The sequence below is a fragment of the Leptospira ainazelensis genome, assembly GCF_016918785.1.
Taxonomy (GTDB): domain Bacteria; phylum Spirochaetota; class Leptospiria; order Leptospirales; family Leptospiraceae; genus Leptospira; species Leptospira ainazelensis.
In genome coordinates, this window is sequence record NZ_JAFFPT010000072.1 from 121872 (window position 1) to 144682 (window position 22811).

Below are 22811 nucleotides of genomic sequence, written 5' to 3' on the forward strand. Positions count from 1 at the left end.
ATCGTCAGGAATCATTTGTGAAACAGAAACCGCTCCCGATTCTTATGATGCTCCTTAGTATGGGAGCGTTATTTTTTGTTCAGCTGCAGCTTGGAATTCCGTTTCCGGTTTCCGTGATGATCAGCATCTTTACTCTTGCGGCTCTTTTTTGGGTTACGGAACCGATTCCCGGGTATGCGACTTCTATTCTCATTTTATTTTTAGAAATCATCTTCTTTGCAAACCCGCTCGGTCTTCCGCTTTTCAAATTTACTCAAGGTAAGAATCCGGCTCCCTCCGTCTTTTTGTCCGCGATCGCCGATTCATCGATCATTCTTTTTTTAGGCGGCTTTGTACTCGCGAAAGCTTGTGTAAAAACATGTTTGGATCGTTTTCTTGCCAATCGAGTGATTCGAAGGTTCGGGACGAAGAGTAGTCAGGTTCTCCTCGGTTTTATGTTTACTACCGGTTTTATTTCGATGTGGATGAGCAACACCGCGACTACGTCGATGATGATTGCGTTGTCTTTTCCTCTCTTTCAAATTTTGCCGGAAAAGGAGCCCTTTCGTAAAGCGCTCCTTTTGGGAATTCCTTTTGCCGCGAACATAGGAGGTGTGGGAACTCCCATCGGTTCTCCTCCGAATATCATCGCGATGAGCCTTTTGAAACAGCAAGGGATTTCGGTTTCCTTCGGCGTCTGGATGTTGTTCGCCGTCCCGTTAGTCGTCATTCTCATTCTTTTTGCATGGTTTCTCCTTTTGAAACTTTTTCCGGAAAAGGGATCCTTGGACTTGGTCGTCGAGTTTCCGGAACCGGAGGGCGGCTCGGGTTCCTATTCTTTTAGGACTACCGCGCTTATCTTTTTGGGAACCGTGATCCTTTGGTTTACCGAAAATTTACACGGGATCCCGGCCGGCGTAGTAGCGCTTTTGCCCTTAATTCTTTTTCCAACCTTCGGGATTTTAAACGAGAAAGATATAAACTCTTTGGAATGGTCAGTCCTTCTTTTAATCGCGGGAGGAATCGCGATCGGAGTCGGTTTACAACAGAGCGGAATGAGTTTTTGGTTTTCGGAGATTCTGAAACCAATTACAAAACCTGAATATGCGATTAGCGTATTGTTTCTTCTTTGTATTCTTTCGCTTCTTCTCAGCACCTTTATGTCGAATACTGCGGCGACCAATCTTCTGGTACCGTTTGCATTCCCTCTTTCGGTCATAATTCTTCCCGGATCGCAGGCTTATCTTTTGGAAGTCTGTCTTGGGATCGCTTTATCCGCTTCCCTTGCGATGTCGCTTCCCGTGAGCACTCCTCCCAATGCGATCGCTTACGCGGTAGGCGGTTTTGAAATCAGGGATATGATCAAGGCGGGATTACCCGTAGGTCTTTTCGGATTAGCGCTGACTCTGATCGGATATTTTATATTTCTCTAATATAGTCTTCGGTCCTCATTCTTCTCCCGCAGCAAGGGACTTTCGTCGTCCCCGGTTAACACTTTTTACTTCAAAGTATTTTTTTTAAAGAATCTTATTTTTTTGCTTGCGGAAAGCCATATTTATGGCACCGTAAATATGTGAAAACGACATTGGAAATTCCGGACTCTCTTTATAAACAGGCAAAAATCAAAGCCGCGGAACGAGGAGTTTCGATGAGGGTCTTAATCATTACCGCATTGGAGCACAACTTAAAAATGGAAGAAGAATACGCTAAGATCAAAGCCGCCGAAAAATTCGAATCCAATCGTTATGGATGGCCCGTTCTCCCAAAACAAAAAGGAATCAAGGTCACAAACGAATTGATCAATCAGCTCAAAGAAGAGGAGGGTTAGAATGGCTTATCTTTTGGATGTGAACGTTTTGATCGCTCTCAGCGACGCCAATCATACGTTCCATGGCGCGGCCTGGGATTGGTTCGACCGGAAATCGAGGACGGGTTGGGCCACTTGTCCCATCACTCAGAACGCGCTTGTAAGAATTTTGAGCAACACTTCTTATCCTGGAAGTCCGGGCGGAGTCGAGATCGTTTCGGAAATTCTTCATTCTCTCTTAAAAGTAAAAGGTCATAAATTTGTTCCCGATAGTATCTCGATCAATTCTCCTTTATTGTTTTTAAAATTCGGCTTTGTAAGTTCCAAACAGCTCACCGACGTTTATCTATTGGCTCTGTGCGTGCATCATAAGTTAAAGTTCGCAACCTTTGATTCTAAGATTCCTTTTCGCGCCGTAGAAAGCGGAAAGGATCATCTCGAAGTCATTGCAGCTTAAGCGATCAATGGAAGAATCCTTTAAGGATCTCCCGGTTCTGCATTTCAAGAATCAGAGAGAGTGGGATCGGTGGTTAAGGAAAAATCATACGAGAGGAACCGGGATCTGGATCCAACTCGCAAAGAAAGAATCTAAAATTCCTTCTTTGACGTATGCGGAGGCGCTGGATGTTGCGCTTTGTTACGGGTGGATCGACAGTCAAAAACAAAAATACGACGACTCTTATTGGCTTCAAAAGTTTAGCATACGCGGTCCGAAAAGCATCTGGTCTAAAATCAATCGAGAAAAGGCGGAAACTCTGATTTTAGAAAAAAGAATGAAAGCCTCCGGTCTTCAGGCCGTCGAATCCGCGAAAAAGGACGGTCGTTGGGAAGCGGCCTATGATTCTCAGAGTAAGATCGAGGTTCCGAAGGATTTTGAAAAACTTCTGAAAAAGAATCCGGACGCAAAGAAATTTTTTGAAAGTTTAGATTCGGCGAATCGATACGCGATTTTGTTTCGACTTCATCATACAAAAAAAGAAGACACAAGAATCAAGAAGATGGAGCAGTGGATCGAGATGTTCAAGCGGAAAGAGACGATTCACAATCCGACGAAAAAATAAATTTTCCTTTGGATCCTCTTTGAATCCCATCTCATCCCGAGTTGATTCTCAAAAAAAGATCTTTCCAAACTCGAGTCAGGAGAATATTTTACCTTCAGTGTCCTTTTTCATTCTTCAGATTCGAAAACTATTTATTTCCACGCTCCTCTTGATTTTTTCTTCCTGTCTTCTTCCGGAAACGATGGATTCCATTTCCAAAGAGGAAACTTCGGAAACACCTTCCGCGCTCGCGCTTCTCCAAGACAAACTCGATTCCGTCCTGCATCCGGAACACAACCGAGATCCGGAACTTCTTAAGGTTCTTGCGGGCGGCGACGTTATGTTCAATTGGGGAATTCGGGATACGATCGCCAAACACGGGGAGATCGCTCCGGTGGAAGGTTTGAAAACTCTTTTTGGTGAAGCCGATTTCAGAATGGTGAATCTTGAAACCCCTGTCGTTGCCTCCAAAACCGAAGAATCAAAAAAAGCATACGTCTTTACGGCGCATGAAAAGGATATGGAGTCTCTCAAATTCTTAGGTGTGGACCTGGTCTTTTTAGGAAACAATCATTCCTTTGACCACGGAAGTCAGGGGATGACGGAAACACTCGATATATTAAAGAAAAATCATATTCTAAACATCGGCGCAGGGAAAAAAATTCCTGAAGTTTTCGGACCCTTGAGTTTGAGTCAAAAAGGAACCGATCTTCGAATTCACTCCGTCACTGCAATCGCCGAACCGGCTCACTACGCAACGGTTTCAAAGGTCGGGGTCGCGCCGTTTTCGCTTCCTTCTCTACAAGCATCCTTTTTTGAAAGAAGAGGTCGATCGGGAGCGACTGTCCCTCCCGTAAGAATCGTTTCTCTTCACTGGGGAGTGGAATATTCTCCCTTTCCAACCGTCGATCAAAGAAAGATCGCTCACGCACTCATCGATTCGGGGGTAAAGATTGTCATCGGACATCATCCTCATATCCCGCAAGGAATCGAGCTTTACAGAGGAGGGGTGATTCTTTATTCTCTGGGCAATCTCATTTTTGGAAGTAGGAACTCTTACCTTAACCACAATCTGATCGCGATTCTCCATATCCGGAAGAATGTCCTGGAAATGGTCGAACTCGTTCCGATCTTCGGGAAATTCCAAAAAGAGGATCATAAAATTCGTCCCGTAACCGGGAAGGAAGCAAAAGAATTCCTCCAAGAGATCGCGGTTCTTTCGGGCGAACTCGGGACTGAACTCCGTGTGGAAGAAGAAAGAGCATTTCTGGACCTCCGACCCAATTCTCCCTTGACCCCTGGCTTTAAACGCAAAAAATAGGATAAATTATCGGTTCTTCTGCTCGTCGCGTTCCGCAGGCGGGCTTTAACCATAGGGGAAACAATTGAGAAACTACGAACTCACCACCATCACACGTGTGAGCTCTCGGGAAGCCGCAAAAACTGAGGTTCAAGAAACCTTGGGCAAACATTCCGTGAGCATCACTTCCGACGAAGATTGGGGCCAAAGAAAACTCTGGCATCCGATCAAACACGAAGAGCAGGGCATCTTCCATCACTACAAGTGTAGCGCTTCCCCGGAAGCGATCGCAAAAGTGGAAAAGGATTTTCTAATCAACCAGAACATTCTTCGTTCCATGGTTGTCCGTCTCAATGGCTAATGATATCAATAGAGTGACTCTGGTCGGCCGCCTAACGCGGGACCCTGAGTTCAAATCGATCAACGGGACTTCTCTCGTAAACTTCTCCCTGGCCAACGGCCGGACCTATGTGTCTAACGGTGAGAAGAGAGAAGAGTCTCATTTTTTCGATTGTGAAGTCTGGGGAAAACCGGCAGATATCATTCAACAGTATTGCAAAAAAGGCAAACAGATAGCGATTGAAGGACGACTGAAGCAGGACACTTGGGAAACTCCCGAAGGAAAAAAAGCGTCTCGGATTCGAATCGTAGTGGAGAATTTCCAACTACTCGGTTCCAGAGACGATTCTTCTTCCTCTCCGAGAGAATCATCCCCTTCTTCCGGAGGAAATTCTTATCCATCCTCTCCGGAATACTACAGCCCTGCACCGGATGGTGACGACGACATACCGTTTTAATGAGGAACACTTATGAGTGAGAATGATATAAAAGAAGAACGATCTGAAAGATCGGAACCGAGTAGCGAATCTTCCGGAGAAATGGAAGGAAAGCCGCAGAGAAAACAGAATAAATACAAGAAGAAGGTTTGCCGTTTTACTGCGGACCCGGAACTTGCAAAACAAATCAATTATAAGAATATCGAACTCTTAGAAAGATTTATCACCAACCGTGGTAAAATCATTCCAAGAAGAATCACAGGAACCAGCGCTCGTTACCAAAGAGTTCTCGCGCGTGAAATCCGCAAAGCAAGAAGCATCGGTCTTCTTCCTTACAAGGTTAACTGAGGTACCAACATGAGAGTGATCTTACAAAAAGACGTTATCAATCTCGGGGACGCAGGCGACCTGAAAGAAGTTGCTGACGGTTACGCAAGAAATTTCCTTTTCCCGAAAAAACTCGCGGTTCGCGCGAACGAAGGAAATACAAAGGCGGCTCTTCACCAGAAAAAACTGGGAGAGCTCAAACGTGAAAAACGCAAAAAAGCGATGGAAGGTTATTCCTCCAACATCAACGGTAAGGAATACGATATCGTAGTCAAAACCGGCGGCGGAGACAAACTTTTCGGAGCGGTGACTCCTATGGACATTGCTTCCCTTTTGAAAAAAGACGGAATCGAACTCGATAAAAGAAAAATCGAGATCGCGGAGCCTATCCGCAGTCTGGGATCTTATAAGATCAAAATTCGCCTTGCAGAAGGAATCCAGCCTGTCATTACGCTTCACGTAAAAAAAGAAGAAGTGTAATTCTTCTTTAAAAGGGACGATGCAGTCCGACTCTTTATACGAACCGGAATCCGAAAGAGCCTTCTTAGGATTCCTTCTTCTCAAAGGAGCGGACAACCTCATCGATGTTCCCGTGGCTCCGGAAGACTTTTATGTGGATCTCCACAGACGAGTCTACCGGGCGATTACGGATCTGGTTGATAAACGAATCACGATCGATCCCGTTTCAGTCCTCAACTTTCTCAAAGAAAATTCACTTCTCAAAGACGAAGAAAAAGAATTCAATTATATCTATTCTCTCTATCGGGATACGGTCGTCACTCAACCGCTTCCATACTATGCGACTCGGATCAAACGATTCTCAGAGCGGAGAATGTATGCGAAGATTCTCCAGGATTCTTTGGAACTCATCCGAAAAGAACCCGGAGACAACGAATCCGTCTTCAACACGGTCGAGAAAAATCTCACAGAAATTTCCAGAAGTATAGACGCGAAGGGTTTATTGCCCGTGTCTTCGGACAAGGTAGCTCTTTCCGATTATATCATGGAGATCATGAAGAATCGGGGACAGATCACCGGTCTTCGAACCAACTTCACGAAGTTAGACGAGGCGACCTCAGGTCTTAAGGAACACGAGCTCATGATTCTCGCGGCTCGTCCCGGTAACGGCAAAACGACGTTCGCGCTCAACATCGCGTCTAACGTTGCGCTCGTCTACAATCAGCCCGTCGTCATCTTCTCTTTGGAGATGAGCCGGATCGAACTTCTTCTCAAAATGGTCTGCGCGGATTCTCAAGTGGAATCCATGAAACTCAAAAAATCCGAGCTCACTCGTGCGGACGCTCCCAAACTTTTGGAATCGATCGTGCGTGTTACTTCGGCTCCGATTTATATCGACGATTCCGGCGGTCTGACCATCGACGACTTTAAAGGCCGAGTGCGGAAACTTCTGACAACCGAAAAAATCGGCCTGATCGTCGTGGATTATCTCCAGCTCATGAGTGATCCGAAAAGTAAGGACGGAGGCCGTCAACAAGAGGTCTCCTCGATTTCCCGTTCCCTCAAACAGATGGCGAAAGAAGCGAGATGTCCGATCATAGCCCTTTCTCAGATGTCGCGGGCGGTGGAACAAAGATCCAAGGATCAAAAGCCCCAGCTTTCCGACTTACGGGAATCGGGCGCCATCGAGCAGGATGCCGACATCGTTTCCTTTATCTATCGTGAAGAAAAGGTAAAGGCCGACGACGAGATCACTCCCGAGATGCGAGGCAAGGCTGAGATCATCATCGCAAAAAACCGTTCCGGTCCTATCGGTTCTTTTCATCTTGCTTTCCGACCCGAGCTCAGCAGATTTGATAATATAGATTAGTTCTTATCTCATTCGATCAATACAACAGGAAATAGAAATCATTGGAACACTGGATTCAGGAAAATTATAACAAACGCTCTTGGGCGGGAGAATTGAACGAGTCTCTGGAAGGAAAAAAAATCGTTCTCTACGGTTGGTCGTTTCGATTCCGCGATCAGGGCGGCGTGATCTTTATCGATCTTCGGGATAGAACCGGAATCATTCAGGTTGTTGCTCGCAAAGAACTCTTAGGAGACGCTTTTACTCTGGCGGAAAGGGTCCGTTCTGAATACGTGATCGCCGTGGAAGGAACTCTCAAAAAAAGGGACTCAGAATCCATCAATCCAAGAATGCCGACCGGGACCATTGAAGTAGTTCTGGATAAATTATCGATTTTGAATGCGGCCAAAACTCCTCCGTTTTCTTTGGATGAGTTTGACGATATCTCCGAAGAACTCCGACTCAAATATCGTTATCTGGATTTTAGAAGAGAAGAATTGAAAAATCGCATGCTCAAACGTCACGAGTTCGTATTCGCAATTCGTAATTATCTCAACAAACGCAAGTTTGTCGAAATTGAAACCCCGATTCTAAACAAATCCACTCCGGAAGGTGCGAGGGACTTTCTTGTTCCTTCCCGTCTCAATCCGAATCAATTTTATGCGCTTCCTCAGTCTCCTCAGATCTTCAAACAGATTTTGATGGTGGGGGGAATGGAGCGTTACTTTCAGATCGTGAAATGTTTTCGAGACGAAGACTTGCGCGCGGACAGACAACCCGAGTTTACGCAGTTGGATATGGAATTCTCCTTTGTAAGTCAGGAAGAAATTCTCGCGGAGATGGAAGGCCTGATCTCGAACGTTTATAAAGAAGTTTTTAATATTCCACTTTCGACTCCTTTTGCAAGAATGACTTATAAAACCGCGATGGAAGAATACGGTTCCGATAAACCCGATCTTCGTTTTGGTATGAAACTCGTGAACGTTTCCGAAATCGTAAAGGACTGCGACTTCAACGTATTCTCCGGAGCCGTTAAAGGCGGAGGAACCGTTAAGGTGGTTTGTGTTCCGGGAGGCTCTACGATTTCCAGAAAAGAAATCGAAGACTATACCGCGTGGCTGAACCGGGATTACAAAGCCAAAGGCCTCGCGTATATGAAACACGGCGCAGAAGGTCTCGAATCCACGATCACAAAACGTTTTAAAAAAGAAGAATTGGAAGCAATTTCCAAAGCCTGCGGTTCGAAAGAAGGGGATATGCTCTTTTTCGGAGCCGACGAATCGGATATCGTCAATCATTCGTTAGGCGCTCTTCGTCTCAAACTTTCCGAAAGATTTGAAACTCCGAAAGAAGGGGATATCAACATCACTTGGATCGTGGACTTTCCTATGTTCGAATGGAACAAAGACCACAAACGTTGGGACGCATTGCATCACCCGTTTACTTCTCCATCGGACGAAAGTATTCCGTTTTTTGAATCTATGGAAAGTCTCCAAAAAAACGCGGGCAACGCGACGGCAAAAGCATACGACCTCGTCATGAACGGAGTCGAAATCGGTGGAGGTTCGATCCGGATCCATTCCCGAGATATTCAAAATCAGGTCTTTCGAGTTCTCGGAATCGAAGAAGAAGAGGCGAAGGAAAAATTCGGATTTTTACTCGAAGCGCTCGAATACGGGGCCCCACCTCACGGCGGTTTGGCGTTCGGAATCGATCGTATTATGATGCTTCTCACCGGTGGAAAATCGATCCGAGACGTGATTGCATTCCCAAAAACCCAAAAAGGACTTTGTTTGATGAGCGAATGCCCTTCTCCTGTGGAAGAAAAACAACTCCAGGAACTAAAAATCAAACTGGTTAAGGTATAAATTTATTTCCTCGCGCAAAGAACAGTTTAATTTCGAAAACCAAGACTTATACCGTAAGATCTGCGGGATCAACGACGAAGGGGTTAGGATTCTTGAAAAACAACTCGAGATGGATATCATTCCCAGAGGGAACGGTTTTCAGATAGAAGGTGATTCCGCAAAGGTGGATTTTGCGCTCGATTTTTTTAAAAAACTCGAGGCGAATTACCGCGAACGCCCGGATAGAGATTTTACCGATTCATTCGATTTTGCTTATATTCTAAAAGACGCAGGTAAGGAACTCCGCAAAAAAAAAGTCTGGGAAACCGACACCGATCGGACGATGCCTTGGAAACCGTCCGAAAAAATTCTCACCACATATCGCGGAAAACATATCTTCCCGAGAACCAGAAATCAGGAAAATTATTTCCGTTCCTTTCAAGACAATCTGATCACGTTTGCACTCGGTCCTGCGGGAACGGGGAAGACGTTTCTTTCCGTGGCGACCGCGTGTAGATTCTTACAAAGCGGAACGATCGATAAGATCATTCTTACAAGACCTGCGGTCGAAGCGGGGGAGAATCTCGGATTCTTACCCGGAGATCTGAACCAAAAGGTGGACCCTTATCTTCGTCCGGTCTACGACGCCTTGAACGAATGTATCGGCGCCGAAAAAACACAGGAATACATCTCTCTTACAAAGATCGAAATCGCTCCCGTCGCGTTTATGCGCGGAAGAACTCTTTCCAATGCGTTTATCATTTTGGACGAGGCTCAAAACTGCACACTCGCACAGTTGAAGATGATTATGACTCGTCTGGGCCGTAATTCCCGCATGTGTATCTCCGGAGATTCCACTCAGATCGACTTGGATCACGGTCGTTCGGGACTCGAAAAAGTAGTGACTTTATTCAAAAACACGGATCAAATTGGAATGGTGTTTTTCGGGAAAGAAGATATTACCAGACACCCGCTCGTGGAAGTAATCGTTCGCAAGTTCGAGGAGTTGTAATCGTATGCCCAGTCCGGGAAATCTGATCGAGTCCGCTATGGCTTGGATAACGGACACTTTGACTCGGGTCCGTCCGATTCTTTTTGTTCGAAGGCTTCAGGTTGTTTTGGTTGTTATCACCTTATTTATGGTGACCTGGATGCTCGCGATTCCTTTTTTTGGTCAGGACAAGATGGATCTTTCTCCGGACGGTCTTTATTCGGAAGGAAAAACCGCTCCCGAAAAAATCGTTTCCGCAAAAGACATCGTCTACGAAGACGAAGACAAGACCAAGGCTAAAAAACTCGCCGCTTATCAATCCGCACCTTTTGTTTTTGATCGCGACTACGGAGCGCTTCAAGAATTTATCAACAAAGCCATCCAAGAGGATATGGAGAATTTTCGTTCCTTTAAACCGAGCGTGGAAGGAAAAGCTTATCCCGAACTCTTAAACGTAATTCCAAGATGGAAGAATCGTTCCAAAGAAGAGATCGAACTTCTGTACAAAACTCCGGGCAAGGGAAAACTCAAGGATCTTGTTCAACAGTATTCTAATTTAGTATTTTCTTCTTTTTGTATATTGAGGGACTTGCCTCCGGACTACGCTACTTTGAAGTCTTCGGGCGCGAGGGTCCGTAATCAGGGAATCAAAGAACAAATCTCGAATTTGGAAGGAGCTTATATCATTCCGAGATCGTATTTGTATCGGGATCCGGATACGGTGAACGTTCTGACGAGGATGGCTCAGGAAAAACTCTCCCGGATGGATTCTGCGGTGCTTCCTGTGGTTCAAAAAATTTCACTGAGTTATATCTATTCCAATCCTTCCTGTTCGTACAACGAAGAGGAAACTCTCGCTCTTAAAAAATTCGCTTCGGATCGCGCGGAACCGATCAATTCGAGAATTCTCGGGGGAGACGTTATCGTAAAGTCCGGAGAAATCATCACACCGGAAATATTCAAAAAACTGCAGATTGTAAACACGTATGCGACGCGCGCGAATATCGCCTCGATCATTTCGATTCTTCTGATACAGACGGTGTTCGTAGTTATCATTTATTTTTTCTTAAAAAAATACAATCCAAAACGACTCAACGACGTTTCGAGTAACGTGATCGTTTTCTCCCTGATCTGGTTTTTGGTTTTGAGTTGTACGATCGCTTCGAGAATTTTCTTTAACTTCGAGACAAAATACGACACGATCTTTTATTTCGCATTGTTTGTTCCGGTCGGAATGGTTTGCCTGATTATAAGTTTTATCTACGACGAACAACTTTCGATCGCGATCGGATTTTATCTTTCCTTCTTTGTTTTTATGGCTTCGCATTACAATCCGACTTCGTTTATGCTCGGTTTTGTTTCTTGTATCGTTTCCGCGAGTTACGGGAGAAACCTAAAAAAACGAATCGATTTTATCAAGGCGGGTTTGTACATCGCGGGCGTTCAGATTATCATCGCTTCGAGCGGTTATCTTTTTGATTCCAGAAACTATTGGGTTGCGATTCCGAGCGGTTCTTGGCTCAAGGATTTGGTTGAATCCAATATTTTTAAGTTATACGTTCTATGTTTGATCAACGGGTTTGCTTGTTCCACCGCGGCGCAGTTTTTACTTCCGATCTACGAATACCTTTTTAACGTTCCGACCCGTTTTAAATTGTTGGAATTGGCGGATACGGGACATCCGCTTTTGCAGGACCTTCTTACAAAAGCCCCCTCGACTTACACGCATACGTTTATGGTAGCCGCGCTTTCCGAAAGGGCTTGTCAGAATTTGGATCTGGATTGGCTTCTTACAAGAGTGGGGGTTTACTTCCACGATATCGGCAAAATTCCGAACGCGGGCTTTTTTGTGGAGAATCAACACTTGATTCCCAAAAAGGAGAATATCGATAAGAATAATCCGGCGCTCGCCGCAAAAATCGTCATCGATCACGTGTTAGACGGAATCGAGATGGCCAAAAAAGCTAGACTTCCCAGAGAGGTGATCGACTTTATTCCGGAACACCACGGGACTTCTACGATGGCGTTCTTTTATCACAAAGCTCTTTCGGAACTTTCTCCGACTCAAAAGAAAAAACTCCGGAAAGAGGATTTTCAATATCCGGGTCCAAAGCCTCAGAGAAAGGAAACCGCGATCGTGATGATTGCGGATTCTTTGGAAGCGGCGTCTCGCTCCTTAGATGAGATTACTCCGGAATCATTGGATAATTTGATCACAAAGATCATCAGTATCAAACTCGCGGAAAATCAATTGGACGAATGCGGACTGACGCTCGGAGATCTCGAGGTCATCAAAGCTTCTTTCAAAGAAGTGCTTTTATCGAGCCTACATTCGAGACCGAAGTATCCGAGTATGGAAGCGACCAAAGCGTTGGAAAAGAAAAATCCTCTGAGTGCGTCCTCAAATGGTCATAAGAATTCGAAAACCACGGTTCCGGGGAAAGGAAACTGATCACCGACCTTATTTCCGTATCGAACGACTACGGATTGATTTCTTGGTGGAACGAAGAAGAAGTCCTTCAGAACTGTAAAATTCTATTTCGAAAAGAACTCGGAAATTCTTCCTGTGAAATGAGTCTTTTGATGATCAACGATTCCGACATGAAGGAAATCAATCTTCTTCGAAGGGGAAAGGACAAAACCACGGACGTTCTTTCGTTTCCTTTGGAATTCGATTTTTCTCCTCTGAGCGCGGTTTTGCAACAAAGGAAGAAAAAACCCCATTCTTCTCTACCTCCGATTGCGTTAGGCGAAATCGTGATCTCGTTTGACACCCTTAAAAAACAGGCCGAGGAAATCGGACATTCTGAAAAGGACGAATTCTATCGGCTGCTCGTTCACGGTTTTTTACATCTCCTCGGATACGATCACGAAAGAGGAGAGGAAGAAGAAAAAATCATGAAGGAAAAGGAAGACGAATGTCTGGACATTCTCCAGGATCTCTAAGAAAAATGCGAGGGATCGTCCTGGAATCCAGAGAGATTCCGGGGGGAGACGCGGTCATTCGTTTGTTACCGGAAGAAGGGATGGTGGAAAACTTTCGCGTTCGAGGAATTCGAAAAAGCAAAACGAGACCGATCGCTTCGGTGGAACCCGGTTCTTTTACGAGTGTGGATTATTACAACGCAAGAAATCAGCAAGAGACACATAACGTAAAAGAGATCGCGCTCTTAAATCGTTTCGATCGAGCCAAAGCGGGTTATCTCGGAATGGTTCTCGTTTCTTATCTTGTGGAACTCGCTTCTTCTTTTACTCCGGACGGCGCCGAACATCCCGGTGAGTTTCGCCTTCTTTCGGGGGCTCTGGAAGAATTGGAGGAGAATGGTCCTTCGATCCTGATTCTTCCGTTTGTAAAACTTCGCCTTCTCGTTTCGGGCGGTTTTCTTTCCAAGGAACTTCTCTGTCATTCTTGTGGAACTCCTTTGAAGGAGATGACTTCGGTCACTCTTCAGGCTTCTCCTTTGGAACTCGTCTGCGGGAATTGTCTTCATTCGAACGAAAACGATCTAGGACTTGTGCAATGGATTCAAACTTTTTTGATGCTTCGTTTCCGAGATTTGAAGGAAAGAAAAATCGCTGTTGAAACAATCCTCGACCTCGACAGAATTTGCAATCGGATGTTGGAACCGATCCTTCGAAGGAAACTCAAATCGACCGCCACACTTTACGAAGCTTTGGGAGAGAATCTTGGAAAATTTAATTAAGACAGTTTTGTTGTTCTTCTATTTTTCGATCCTTTTGTTCCTCGTGGTCTTGGATATTCGCTGGGATCAAAAAAGCCCGGTTTCGATTCCGGTTCGGGCGGAAAGAGAGGAGGGAGGAAAACGATCAATACTTGTTTCCATGCTGGAAGTCAAAAAGATGGTATTTCAGGAACTGGAAATCAGTTGGGAAAATTCTAAAAAGAAGAATGTTTTTTACGAAAGGAAATGATTGTAACCGATTCTTTTCAAATTATGTTTTAAACAAAAAAATGGATGCGAAGAATACGATGAGAACGAGGAATTATTGTCGGAGTTCCGACAATCTTCAGGGGAGACTTGTACTTGCAAAGATTTGGTTTTTCTGATAGAGAAAAGTCCTTCGATTTTTTCCCGCGAGCCCACCTCCTCCACCCGATGAGGGCGGGGGCGCGCGACCTTCACGGAGGTTTGTCGTTGTTACGACAGTTTTTTTTAAAGATCCGGTTCACTTTTGCGTAAAGATATGGAAAAGCGGGTGGGGCAGATTTTTACAAGAAGATTGTCGTATTTCCGACTAATCGATTCTCAAATCGAAAGCGTGCTGACGAATAGAGTAAACCTTCTCTTTACAAAGAGAACGACAACGATCGCCCTTTTACAATGGACTTTTCGAATCATTCTTAACGCTTCCGTTTCGTTCCGGAAGAACTATCCGAGCCGGCTTCCTACCTCTGTCATATACTTTACGGATCACTCTTAAATGAAAGAAAATGAAACTCTAAAACAAATCGTATTAAAAGTTCTGGAGGAAGGGGTAAACGAAGTCACGGCTTCGTTTGCGGATCTCGACCGGAGCTCACTAAAAATCAAGATCGAGTATTCCAGAGACGAAAAGTTCGGAGATTATTCCACCTCATTCGCATTAGAAAATTCTAAAATACTCAAGAAGAATCCGGTTCAGGTTTCACAGGACCTCGTCTCCGCTCTTCAAAAAAGAACGGACCTCTTTGAAACGGTCGACTTTACACCCCCCGGATTTGTAAATTTTAGAATCCTTCCATCCTTTCTTTTGAGGTTTGTCGAATCTTCGATTCTTTCCGGAAATTATTATCCGCAGGTAAATCATCCTCTCAAGATCAACTTAGAGTTTGTTTCCGCCAATCCTACCGGACCTTTGAACATCGTTTCCGCGAGGGCCGCCGCCATGGGAGACGCGATGGCGTCCCTTTTAAAAGCGATCGGTCACAAGGTAGATAAAGAATTTTATATCAACGACTACGGAAATCAGGTTTTTTTACTCGGCGTTTCGACTCTCGTTCGGATTCGGGAACTCAAAGGAGAATCTTCCTCGATACAAGAGGCGGAAGATACGACACCCATCGAAACGATTCTGGAAAAGAATATTCTTCCCGCAGAAGGATATCGTGGAGAATACATTAAGGATATTGCAAGTTCTCTTTTGCAGGACGCGACTAAATCCCCTCGGATAGAATCTCTTTTAAAAGAAAAGAAATACCGAGAACTCGCGGAACTTTGTTCCGTTTGGACCGTCGAAAACAATCTTATCTGGCAAAGAAAGGATTTGGACGCCTTTGGCGTAGAGTTTGACAACTATTTCAGCGAAAAAACCCTCCACGACGCGAACAAGGTTTTAACCGTGATGAAAGATCTGGAGAATTCAGGAAAGATCTTTGAAGAAGACGGTAAAAAAGTCTTTCGTTCCACGGAATACGGAGACGACAAAGATCGTGTCGTGGTCCGAGATGATGGTCGACCGACTTATCTGCTCGCAGATATCGCTTATCATAAAAATAAGATCGAAAGAGGATACGATCGTATCATCGATATCTGGGGACCGGATCATCACGGATATATCGCAAGACTTTCCGGTGCGATTCAATCTTTAAACTATCCGAAGGAAAATTTCAAAGTAATCATCGCGCAACAAGTCAATCTTCTTGAATCCGGTCAAAAGGTGAAGATGAGTAAACGTGCGGGCTCCTTTCAAACGATGAGCGATCTCATCGGCTTTCTGGGTAAACACGGCAAAGACGTCGGACGTTACTTTTTTGTGATGCGTTCTCTTGACGCTCCTCTGGATTTTGATCTGGATCTCGCAAAAGATGAATCGGATAAGAACCCTGTTTTCTATCTTCAATATGCGCACGCGAGAATCTGTTCCATCTTTCGAGAAGTAGGAAACGAAACCTCGGCTGAAGAGGCTATGAAACTCGAAATGTCCGAAGAAAGAAAAAGGCTTCTTTTTTGGATCGCAAGATATCCCGAAGAAATATTAGATTCTGCGAATGCAATGGAGCCTCATCGTGTGACCAATTATCTCCAGAGTTTTGCGAAAGCTTTTACGAGTTTTTACCTCGGAAAGAATAATCGTTTAAAGGATGCAACTCCGGAGGTGCGTTTGGGACTCGCGAGAATCTGTTTAGCGTCTAAAAATATTCTTTTTCAAGGACTTTCTCTCATCGGAGTTTCGGCCCCGGAGAGAATGGATAAGGAATCCTAATTGTCCGAACCGAAAATCATAGTTCTTTCCACGGGTTCCGAATTGACGAGCGGCAGGAGTCAAGATACGAATTCTTCCTGGATCGCAAACGAACTCTTTGGGATCGGTTTTTCCGTCTTTAAGTTCGTCGTTCTTCCCGACGACCCGATTGTCTTACAAGAAGAGATCGGAAATCTCGCGAAAGAAGCGACAAAAGAAAGACCCGTATTGATGATTATGACCGGCGGACTTGGGCCCACCGACGACGATTATACATTAGAAATTGCTTGTAAACTCGCGGGGGTGACTTCCGTCGAGAGTCCCGTCGCGAGGCAAAGAATTGAAGCCTTCTACCGCCTTAGAGGAAGAAATTTTGAGGAAGCGATGCAAACTTCGATCCGTCAGATCTCGGTTCCTGAAACTTCAATCGTCTTAAACAACAAGGTCGGAATTGCTCCCGGTTTTATTTTAAAACTCGGCGAGCATACGACCTTGTCTTGTATGCCCGGCGTTCCGGGTGAGATGACCGAAATGTTTCGGGAAGAGTTGTCCCCTTGGATTTCGAAAACTTTTTCCGCGAAGAAACTTCATTCAGGTTTTCGTTTTCTCTGGTGGATGAGCGAATCTCTCTTTCAAAAAGAATTTATTTCTAAGGAAGAATCGATCACAAACGGATCGGTAGTTTGGGGGGTTGCCGCAAAACGCGGTTATATCCGGGTGAGTTTTCAGTCCGGGAATCGAAGTTTCGTGGATTCTCTTTTAGAAAAACTCGATCAAGTATACGGAGCCAAGTCGACCCCCGACGTATTCGAGGAACTTCCGAATATTCTCAGCGAAAAAAAAATCACAGTCGGCACTGCGGAAAGTTGTACGGGAGGTTTGATCGCAAAAACTTTTACGGATCGAGCCGGCGCTTCGGCCTATTTTATGGGCGGAGTTGTCTCCTACGACAACAGCGTCAAAGCGGGAATTCTCGGAGTGCAACAAAGAACGTTAGACAACTTTGGCGCCGTGAGCCGGGAAACCGCCAAAGAAATGGCGGAAGGCGCTCTAAAAGCATTGAACACTGATTATACGATCAGCGTCACCGGAATCGCCGGGCCGGGAGGCGGAACCGCACAAAAAAAAGTAGGACTGGTTTATTTCGGAATCGCTCAAAAAAACGGAGAGACTGAAATTTACGAACACTACTTTCCGTTTCCAAGGGCGTCGTTTCGCGAATACGCAGCCCATACCGGATTGTATTTATTATACGACTTATTGAAGAGGAAAGGATGAAACTTCTACCGATTGCAGGATTTAGCGTTTTCTTTACGATATTATTCTTTTACGGATTCGGAAATCAGTATCAGGGCGCGGTGGGAATTCAGAAAGTCTGGGCTTTTTCAAAATCGGCTCACGCGGGAATGGCTCCCGATTCCCGCTTTGAGTGGAATCCTGACGAAAGTCTGAACGGCTATAAATACGAGAATTCTTATTATACCATTCAAAGTTCGAACGGGATCGCGTTAGACGACACAAAGAGAATCGAGTATCCTCTGAACACGAAAGGATATCTGGAATATAAAAAGATCGGCGCTGAAGTGAATTTTTATTCCCCTTCGGGAGAGATCCTCTGGACAAAGGAGTACAGAAGTTATCCGAGAATTTCCCCTTCCGGAAATCTGGTTTTACTCGTCGCGGGAGATCACAATCAGGTGATTCTTTCCGATATCAACGGAAACGAAACCGGCGTTAAAAAAATCGACGGTAGGTTTTTGACCGACTATTCTTTTGCTCCGGATTCTAAGATCAGCGGCGTTCTTTTTTCCGGCGGTGAGTTGTTTGTACTGGATTCCAAGGGTGGAATCCTTTTTAAAAAGGAATTGGGTTCCGAAAAAAATCCTGTCTTCGCGAAAAGTTTTTCTCTTTCTCCTGACGGAAAAAAGACCGCGATTCATCTTTTAAAAGCTAACAAGGACTGGATTCTTGTTTTGGATGCGAAAGGGGAGGAAGAAACCTCTTACGAATTGGATTCTATCTATCCTCATAAGATCTATTTGGCGATTTCGAATACGGGCGAAGTTTTGGTTTCCGCACCGGATAAAGTTTCCTTTTACGATGCAAGCGGTGAGAAGGGATTGGAAGTAAAACGAACTTCCGGCACGGGCGTCTATCAATCCGTTTTTCACAACGGCAACTGGTTCGCCGCTGAATTGAATTCCGAAATTCTTTTTTTGGATGATCGAGGGAAAATTTTAAAAAAGGAAAAAATCAAATCTTCCGATCTTCCTGGACGATTTTTTCCCTCCGGCAAAAACGGCTCCGTAGTTTTGGAAACAGGAAAAGAGCTCTTTCTTTATAGAAATTTATAATATTCTTATGTTCTGAATTTTTTTATCTCTTCCGAAATAACGCCGTTTGTAAAAATGATTTACGGGGAACTTCCGGTCCGTTTTGAGATAACGTCGTCGCTGTGAATTCTAATTTTTGGGTCGTTGTCGTTTTTATCGGTTCAGAAAACCTTTGAGGTTTAAAAAGAGGCGAAAGGTTTTTTAGTAAGATCCGCAATCTTCCCGGAAGAACTTTTTGACTTCAGACCTCGTAAATCGATAAAGACTTGTAACTTTTGTTTCCTTGTTTATCCAAAAGCGCGATGATCTCGGTCCTTTTGTCCTTTTCGATGTTAAAAATCAACTGATCAGAAATTTCACGACAGATATAAAGACCTCTTCCATGCGAATCCGCGAGACCCGGGGGAAAACCGGTGGTTTCATCCACGGTAATATGACGATCGAGTCTTTTTAAAATTTCCTTTTTATCCAGAGAACCGAAATGATCCCGGATCACGATGATAAACGTGTTGTCCGCGATTCCGTATCCGATTTCAAAAAAATCGGATTCCGCGAGTTGAATGTTCTCCAAAGGAATCACGAGATCCCGGGAAGGGAGTTCGTATTGATATTTATAATTTCCCTTGGAATCTCTCGGTGCGCGAATCATCGCGTTAGACGTAAGCTCTTCTAAGATCTGATTGATCGCGTTCGGAGCTCCCTTTTCCACGAGAAATTTCGCGATCCGGTTGCAGAGAAAATTTCTCTGTTCGTCCGAATAGATTCTTTTGTAGACGATACTTTCCAGTTGTGGCACCGAAAATTCCCTGTCTTCCGTTTCGGATTCTTGAATGATAAAATCGGGGCCGAAGTATTTTTCCACTCCGAAGATGTCTTTTGTGAGAAGTTTGTGGACCATCACCGAGATCAGTTTGATATCCAGAAAAGAATATTTCGGAATGATGTTCCAGATTCCGTGTTTGTATGCGAAGTTGATGTAGTCGTTGATATTGTATGCGGTCATCAACGTATAAAGAACCTGAGGGAATTCATGTTGGATCGTTTTGATCAGATCGAGTCCAGTTTTGCCGGGCATCCGTATATCGGTGATCACGAGATGAATTTCTTCGTTTTTAAGAATTCGGACCGCTTCGTCGTAGTTCTCCGCGTCAAAAACCCGGTATTTTCCGGTAAGAAGATCTTTGATCGCTTCTCGAATCGAATGTATGTCTTCTACGATTAGGATATTGTGCATCAGGAAGAATATCCGTTGTTCTGAGTGAAGGGTAGTGAGACCCGGAAACGGGTTTTCCTTTCGAACGATCGTACCGACAATTCACCGCCGTGTTCTCTTACGATCGAATGACAGATGGAAAGTCCGAGTCCGGTTCCGATCCCGGTCTTATTCTTCGTAAAAAACGGAGAAAAGATCTTATCGATGAGATTGTCCGGAATTCCACCGGCGTTGTCTTCCACGATGATGTGGACCATGTTTCTGGTCTTTCTTACTTCCACGCGGATTTTTCCTTCTCCATAATCAAAGGCTTGGAGAGAATTCTTAAAAAGATTGATAAAGAGGCGTTCCATCTTGACCGGATTGAACTGAAACGTAGTCCCCGGCTCGCAGAGAATTTCCCAAGTGATGTTTTTTGACAAAACCGGATATACCCAGACCACGTTTTCTTTTGCTTTTTGGATCGTCTCGTAAATGTCCGCTGTCGTCGTTACGAGTTTGTCGGGTTTTGCAAAGCTGATGATGTCCGAAACGATCATTGCGGCCCGCGTTAGATCCTCTTTCATCATATCCAGACGTTTTTTGAAAAAGTCAGGATCGATGGAAGTGAGATTGTTTAGGAGACTTTGTAACGTTAGACTCATTCCCGTAAGAGGATTGTTGAGTTCGTGTGCGACCCCCGAGATAAAGATCCCTAAGGAAGCAAGGTTTCGAATTCTAAGATTCTCCTCTTCCTTTTCTTTGATTCTCGTGATATTGCTTACCTTTTCCAAAACGGAACCGATGATTCCGTCTTTCTCGATCGGATAAAAATCCAGATAAAGAGTTTCCTTTTGTCCTCTTACCGAATGAAAGATCTCCCGATTGACGTCGGATTTCGGATATTCAAAGTATGGATTGAAGTTTTCTTCACCCGTCTTCATGTCTTTCATCGGACAGTAAGGACAGACCTCGTTTCGACTGTAGAGAACCTCGTAGCATTTTTTCCCTATAATGGAGGAAAACGACGATTGACCGGAAAATTCGAGCGTGGATCGATTGACCCTCCGAATACGAAAACCCGGATCGATCAATACCAATGGCTCGGTAATCCCATCCAGAATGGACTGTAGTTCACCGGCTCTTTCTAAGAGATTTTCCTGCAACGAGGACATGAAGATTCAATATTGTAGAGAATCTTTAAAAGTTTGCAGTAACTTTTTTTTATTTTTTGCAGATTCTTGGTTCTGCATTTCATGAAGCCTCAGAACTTGTACGAGAAAATCTTCCAGGAGCTTTAAATAAAATTCCTGTTTAAATGCCGATCGTTCTCGGTTGTTTCCTTCATCGGGTAGGAATTGAATCGGGTAACGCATCTCTTTGCCGTTCCGATTGGATTCCACAAGAATGTCGTCCACGTTCTGATCCAGAGGAGTTTCGTCGACGAGGCGTATGACGGTAATGTCGGATCCGTCCGCATTCTCCGCTCTGACTTCCGTTATGACTCGGGAAAGAGTGGTCCCCGTAAATTCCAGAAGAATCGATTTGCTTTCCGCTCTTTCGATTCCACTTCTTCCTTCCGAGATGGAATGTTTTGTGACCTTGATTCCCTTTCGATTTGGAAAGTTTCCTAAAAAAGAGATGAAGGTCCCGTTGGGAACGGAATCGATTCTTTCCAATTTGATGAGTTCTCTCGCGACTCCGAGGTCTTCGTAGATTCGTAAGATTCTTCGATTGAGAATCGATGCGGTATCGGAGGTGCCCGCCTTTTTGTGATCGTCCGCTTCAGAGAATAGAGAGAACGTTACAATGAAATTGAGAAGGAATAGGAGGAAGGGTAAGAAAAAATTTCCGCTCAGAGAAGAATGAACTTTCGTTCCGGATTCTTCTCTGATTGAATTTTGTTTAAAATTAAGGAGTAGTTGCAGGCGCTGAAGGAGCCGCGTTCGGAGCTGGAGTCGTAGTAGGTGTATTGTTTTCACTTTTGGTCTCCTCTGGAGGTGCGGTCAGAGTCGGTGCGGTTTCCGGCATCAGCTTATCTTCTTTTTTCGCAAAGAGAAAGGAAAGAAAAAGAGAAAGAATGATAAAGAGGATCGCCGTAACTCGGGTAGCCTTTGTAAGAACGTCGGCGGTCGAAGAACCGAAAACGGATTGGCTGGAGCCTCCGCCTAACAGTCCTCCGCCCTTGCCGGTTTGAATCATAACGAGTAAAACCAGAAAGAGAGAAACAACAACGAATAATGTAAGAATGACTCCGTTTAACATATCAGTTCCTGAAAAAAAATTGAATCCTTTGCCAGATTATGAAGCCGCAGAGGAGTGACAATTAAAATACTCTTCTCTGGCCGCTTCTCAATGCGGTTTCAGCCGGTTTTAGAAAAGTCCCGCGTAAGACTCGATCTTCTGGCTGGCCCCGCCCACGAGTCCTCCGTCGATATCTTTTTCCTTTAAGAGCGCGGTTACGTTGTCCGGCTTAACGGATCCGCCATAGAGAATCGAAAGGGATTCTGCAACTCCGGAAGCTCCCACAAAAAGGCCCGCGACTTCTTTGCGGATAAACGCGTGCACTTCCTGAGCCTGAGCCGGAGTCGCGACTTTTCCGGTTCCGATCGCCCAAACCGGTTCGTAGGCAAGAATCAGATTCGAGAAGGAGTTGCTTTCGATTCCTTTTAAGCCTTCTTTCACTTGAGAAGAGATGACCTCAAAGGTTTTTCCGGATTCTCTTTCGGCCAAGGTTTCCCCGACACAGTAGAGGGCCGTAAATCCGTTCTTTAAGAGAAAGTGAATCTTTTCGTTACAGAAGGAACTGGATTCTCCCAAAAACTGTCTTCTTTCGGAATGTCCGATCATAACGACCTTGATTCCCAGTTCGCGAAGTTGTTCCGGAGAAGTTTCTCCCGTAAACGCGGCGAGTCCGGATGGATAGGCGTTCTGAGCTCCTACGACGACTCCGGTTCCTTCGAGAATTCTTGCTACTCCCGCCAAGTGAAGTGTGGAAGGGAATACCATCGGGATTCTATCCTTTGCGACGGTCGGAATTTTTTCCTTGATCGATTGTGCTAAAGTTGTGGCTTCCTTTTCGGAAAGATTCATTTTCCAATTTCCGGCGATCACTGTCTTGCGCATGGTTTCCTCATTGATGATGATTTCGTGAAAGATGGGAAGAGTTTGTACGAAAGCCGATTGGCTTCAAGGACTTTTTAGGAGAATGGAAAACGTCCTCGGGTGC

General features: G+C 44.7%; 24 protein-coding genes. 19 read left to right on the forward strand and 5 right to left on the reverse strand.

Features of this window, described 5'->3' with window-relative positions; all coding sequences use genetic code 11:
• Positions 1–44 precede the first annotated feature (44 nt).
• The 19 genes from JWG44_RS17290 (at position 45) to JWG44_RS17380 (ending at position 18411) form a co-directional block, all read left to right on the forward strand.
• Positions 45–1412, forward strand: a complete 1368-nt coding sequence (locus tag JWG44_RS17290) for a DASS family sodium-coupled anion symporter (protein WP_232371722.1) — start codon at positions 45–47, stop codon at positions 1410–1412.
• 140 nt (positions 1413–1552) lie between these two features.
• Complete coding sequence (locus tag JWG44_RS17295; RefSeq protein ID WP_205276250.1) at positions 1553–1807, forward strand: antitoxin; 255 nt, start codon at positions 1553–1555, stop codon at positions 1805–1807.
• 1 nt (position 1808) lies between these two features.
• Positions 1809–2243, forward strand: a complete 435-nt coding sequence (locus JWG44_RS17300; protein WP_205276251.1) for a TA system VapC family ribonuclease toxin — start codon at positions 1809–1811, stop codon at positions 2241–2243.
• Positions 2233–2847 (forward strand): YdeI/OmpD-associated family protein, encoded by a 615-nt coding sequence (locus JWG44_RS17305; protein ID WP_332460802.1) that lies wholly within the window; start codon positions 2233–2235, stop codon positions 2845–2847. Before JWG44_RS17300 ends, JWG44_RS17305 begins: the two co-directional genes overlap by 11 nt.
• A gap of 19 nt (positions 2848–2866) precedes the next feature.
• Complete coding sequence (locus JWG44_RS17310) at positions 2867–4147, forward strand: CapA family protein (RefSeq protein WP_205276252.1); 1281 nt, start codon at positions 2867–2869, stop codon at positions 4145–4147.
• Positions 4148–4211: 64 nt separating this feature from the next.
• Positions 4212–4487, forward strand: a complete 276-nt coding sequence (rpsF, locus tag JWG44_RS17315; protein ID WP_205276253.1) for a 30S ribosomal protein S6 — start codon at positions 4212–4214, stop codon at positions 4485–4487.
• Positions 4480–4923: a single-stranded DNA-binding protein gene (gene ssb / locus JWG44_RS17320; RefSeq protein WP_205276254.1), complete on the forward strand. Its 444-nt coding sequence runs from the start codon at positions 4480–4482 to the stop codon at positions 4921–4923. Before rpsF ends, ssb begins: the two co-directional genes overlap by 8 nt.
• Before the next feature lie 12 nt (positions 4924–4935).
• Entirely contained in the window at positions 4936–5250 is a 315-nt protein-coding gene (gene rpsR / locus JWG44_RS17325; RefSeq protein ID WP_205276255.1) for a 30S ribosomal protein S18, read from the forward strand.
• Between the two features lie 9 nt (positions 5251–5259).
• On the forward strand, positions 5260–5709 hold the full coding sequence (rplI, locus tag JWG44_RS17330; RefSeq protein WP_205276256.1) for a 50S ribosomal protein L9: 450 nt from the start codon (positions 5260–5262) through the stop codon (positions 5707–5709).
• Positions 5710–5728: 19 nt separating this feature from the next.
• Complete coding sequence (gene dnaB / locus JWG44_RS17335; protein WP_069606971.1) at positions 5729–7057, forward strand: replicative DNA helicase; 1329 nt, start codon at positions 5729–5731, stop codon at positions 7055–7057.
• A 41-nt stretch (positions 7058–7098) separates the two neighbouring features.
• The gene (gene aspS, locus JWG44_RS17340; protein ID WP_205276257.1) at positions 7099–8904 is read left to right on the forward strand and encodes an aspartate--tRNA ligase; all 1806 of its coding nucleotides are present in this window, start codon (positions 7099–7101) and stop codon (positions 8902–8904) included.
• Positions 8905–9013: 109 nt separating this feature from the next.
• Positions 9014–9895: a PhoH family protein gene (locus JWG44_RS17345; RefSeq protein WP_205276258.1), complete on the forward strand. Its 882-nt coding sequence runs from the start codon at positions 9014–9016 to the stop codon at positions 9893–9895.
• 4 nt (positions 9896–9899) lie between these two features.
• Positions 9900–12326 (forward strand): HD family phosphohydrolase, encoded by a 2427-nt coding sequence (locus JWG44_RS17350; RefSeq protein WP_205276259.1) that lies wholly within the window; start codon positions 9900–9902, stop codon positions 12324–12326.
• Positions 12327–12364: 38 nt separating this feature from the next.
• A complete protein-coding gene (ybeY, locus tag JWG44_RS17355) occupies positions 12365–12820 on the forward strand; it encodes an rRNA maturation RNase YbeY (protein ID WP_332460804.1) in 456 nt (151 codons plus the stop codon).
• Entirely contained in the window at positions 12793–13578 is a 786-nt protein-coding gene (recO, locus tag JWG44_RS17360) for a DNA repair protein RecO (protein ID WP_205276260.1), read from the forward strand. Before ybeY ends, recO begins: the two co-directional genes overlap by 28 nt.
• Complete coding sequence (locus tag JWG44_RS17365) at positions 13562–13807, forward strand: hypothetical protein (RefSeq protein WP_205276261.1); 246 nt, start codon at positions 13562–13564, stop codon at positions 13805–13807. Before recO ends, JWG44_RS17365 begins: the two co-directional genes overlap by 17 nt.
• 510 nt (positions 13808–14317) lie before the next feature.
• Entirely contained in the window at positions 14318–16078 is a 1761-nt protein-coding gene (argS, locus tag JWG44_RS17370) for an arginine--tRNA ligase (protein WP_205276262.1), read from the forward strand.
• Positions 16079–17335: a nicotinamide-nucleotide amidohydrolase family protein gene (locus JWG44_RS17375; RefSeq protein ID WP_205276263.1), complete on the forward strand. Its 1257-nt coding sequence runs from the start codon at positions 16079–16081 to the stop codon at positions 17333–17335.
• Complete coding sequence (locus JWG44_RS17380) at positions 17332–18411, forward strand: hypothetical protein (RefSeq protein WP_205276264.1); 1080 nt, start codon at positions 17332–17334, stop codon at positions 18409–18411. Before JWG44_RS17375 ends, JWG44_RS17380 begins: the two co-directional genes overlap by 4 nt.
• Positions 18412–18631: 220 nt before the next feature.
• On the opposite strand, the gene JWG44_RS17385 is transcribed toward JWG44_RS17380, so the two are convergent.
• From JWG44_RS17385 to tpiA, 5 genes are all read right to left on the reverse strand, one after another.
• Positions 18632–19624: a response regulator transcription factor gene (locus JWG44_RS17385; protein ID WP_205276265.1), complete on the reverse strand. Its 993-nt coding sequence runs from the start codon at positions 19622–19624 to the stop codon at positions 18632–18634.
• Positions 19624–20757 carry an LIC_12097 family sensor histidine kinase gene (locus tag JWG44_RS17390; protein ID WP_205276266.1) on the reverse strand — a complete coding sequence of 378 codons (1134 nt, stop codon included), beginning with the start codon at positions 20755–20757 and terminating at the stop codon, positions 19624–19626. The genes JWG44_RS17385 and JWG44_RS17390 overlap by 1 nt, the downstream gene beginning before the upstream one ends.
• A gap of 6 nt (positions 20758–20763) precedes the next feature.
• Positions 20764–21441 (reverse strand): endostatin-like outer membrane lipoprotein LenA, encoded by a 678-nt coding sequence (gene lenA / locus JWG44_RS17395; RefSeq protein WP_205276427.1) that lies wholly within the window; start codon positions 21439–21441, stop codon positions 20764–20766.
• A 52-nt stretch (positions 21442–21493) separates the two neighbouring features.
• The gene (gene secG / locus JWG44_RS17400; protein ID WP_205276267.1) at positions 21494–21847 is read right to left on the reverse strand and encodes a preprotein translocase subunit SecG; all 354 of its coding nucleotides are present in this window, start codon (positions 21845–21847) and stop codon (positions 21494–21496) included.
• A gap of 108 nt (positions 21848–21955) precedes the next feature.
• On the reverse strand, positions 21956–22708 hold the full coding sequence (gene tpiA / locus JWG44_RS17405; RefSeq protein ID WP_205276268.1) for a triose-phosphate isomerase: 753 nt from the start codon (positions 22706–22708) through the stop codon (positions 21956–21958).
• Between the last annotated feature and the right edge of the window lie 103 nt (positions 22709–22811).

Coding starts and splice junctions, on each gene's coding strand:
- JWG44_RS17290 (WP_232371722.1), top strand. CDS start 45: ATGATGCTCCTTAGTATGGGAGCGTTATTTTTTGTTCAGCTGCAGCTT.
- JWG44_RS17300 (WP_205276251.1), top strand. CDS start 1,809: ATGGCTTATCTTTTGGATGTGAACGTTTTGATCGCTCTCAGCGACGCC.
- ssb (WP_205276254.1), top strand. CDS start 4,480: ATGGCTAATGATATCAATAGAGTGACTCTGGTCGGCCGCCTAACGCGG.
- rpsR (WP_205276255.1), top strand. CDS start 4,936: ATGAGTGAGAATGATATAAAAGAAGAACGATCTGAAAGATCGGAACCG.
- rplI (WP_205276256.1), top strand. CDS start 5,260: ATGAGAGTGATCTTACAAAAAGACGTTATCAATCTCGGGGACGCAGGC.
- dnaB (WP_069606971.1), top strand. CDS start 5,729: ATGCAGTCCGACTCTTTATACGAACCGGAATCCGAAAGAGCCTTCTTA.
- JWG44_RS17345 (WP_205276258.1), top strand. CDS start 9,014: ATGGATATCATTCCCAGAGGGAACGGTTTTCAGATAGAAGGTGATTCC.
- JWG44_RS17350 (WP_205276259.1), top strand. CDS start 9,900: ATGCCCAGTCCGGGAAATCTGATCGAGTCCGCTATGGCTTGGATAACG.
- recO (WP_205276260.1), top strand. CDS start 12,793: ATGTCTGGACATTCTCCAGGATCTCTAAGAAAAATGCGAGGGATCGTC.
- argS (WP_205276262.1), top strand. CDS start 14,318: ATGAAAGAAAATGAAACTCTAAAACAAATCGTATTAAAAGTTCTGGAG.
- JWG44_RS17380 (WP_205276264.1), top strand. CDS start 17,332: ATGAAACTTCTACCGATTGCAGGATTTAGCGTTTTCTTTACGATATTA.
- JWG44_RS17385 (WP_205276265.1), bottom strand. CDS start 19,624: ATGCACAATATCCTAATCGTAGAAGACATACATTCGATTCGAGAAGCG.
- JWG44_RS17390 (WP_205276266.1), bottom strand. CDS start 20,757: ATGTCCTCGTTGCAGGAAAATCTCTTAGAAAGAGCCGGTGAACTACAG.
- secG (WP_205276267.1), bottom strand. CDS start 21,847: ATGTTAAACGGAGTCATTCTTACATTATTCGTTGTTGTTTCTCTCTTT.
- tpiA (WP_205276268.1), bottom strand. CDS start 22,708: ATGCGCAAGACAGTGATCGCCGGAAATTGGAAAATGAATCTTTCCGAA.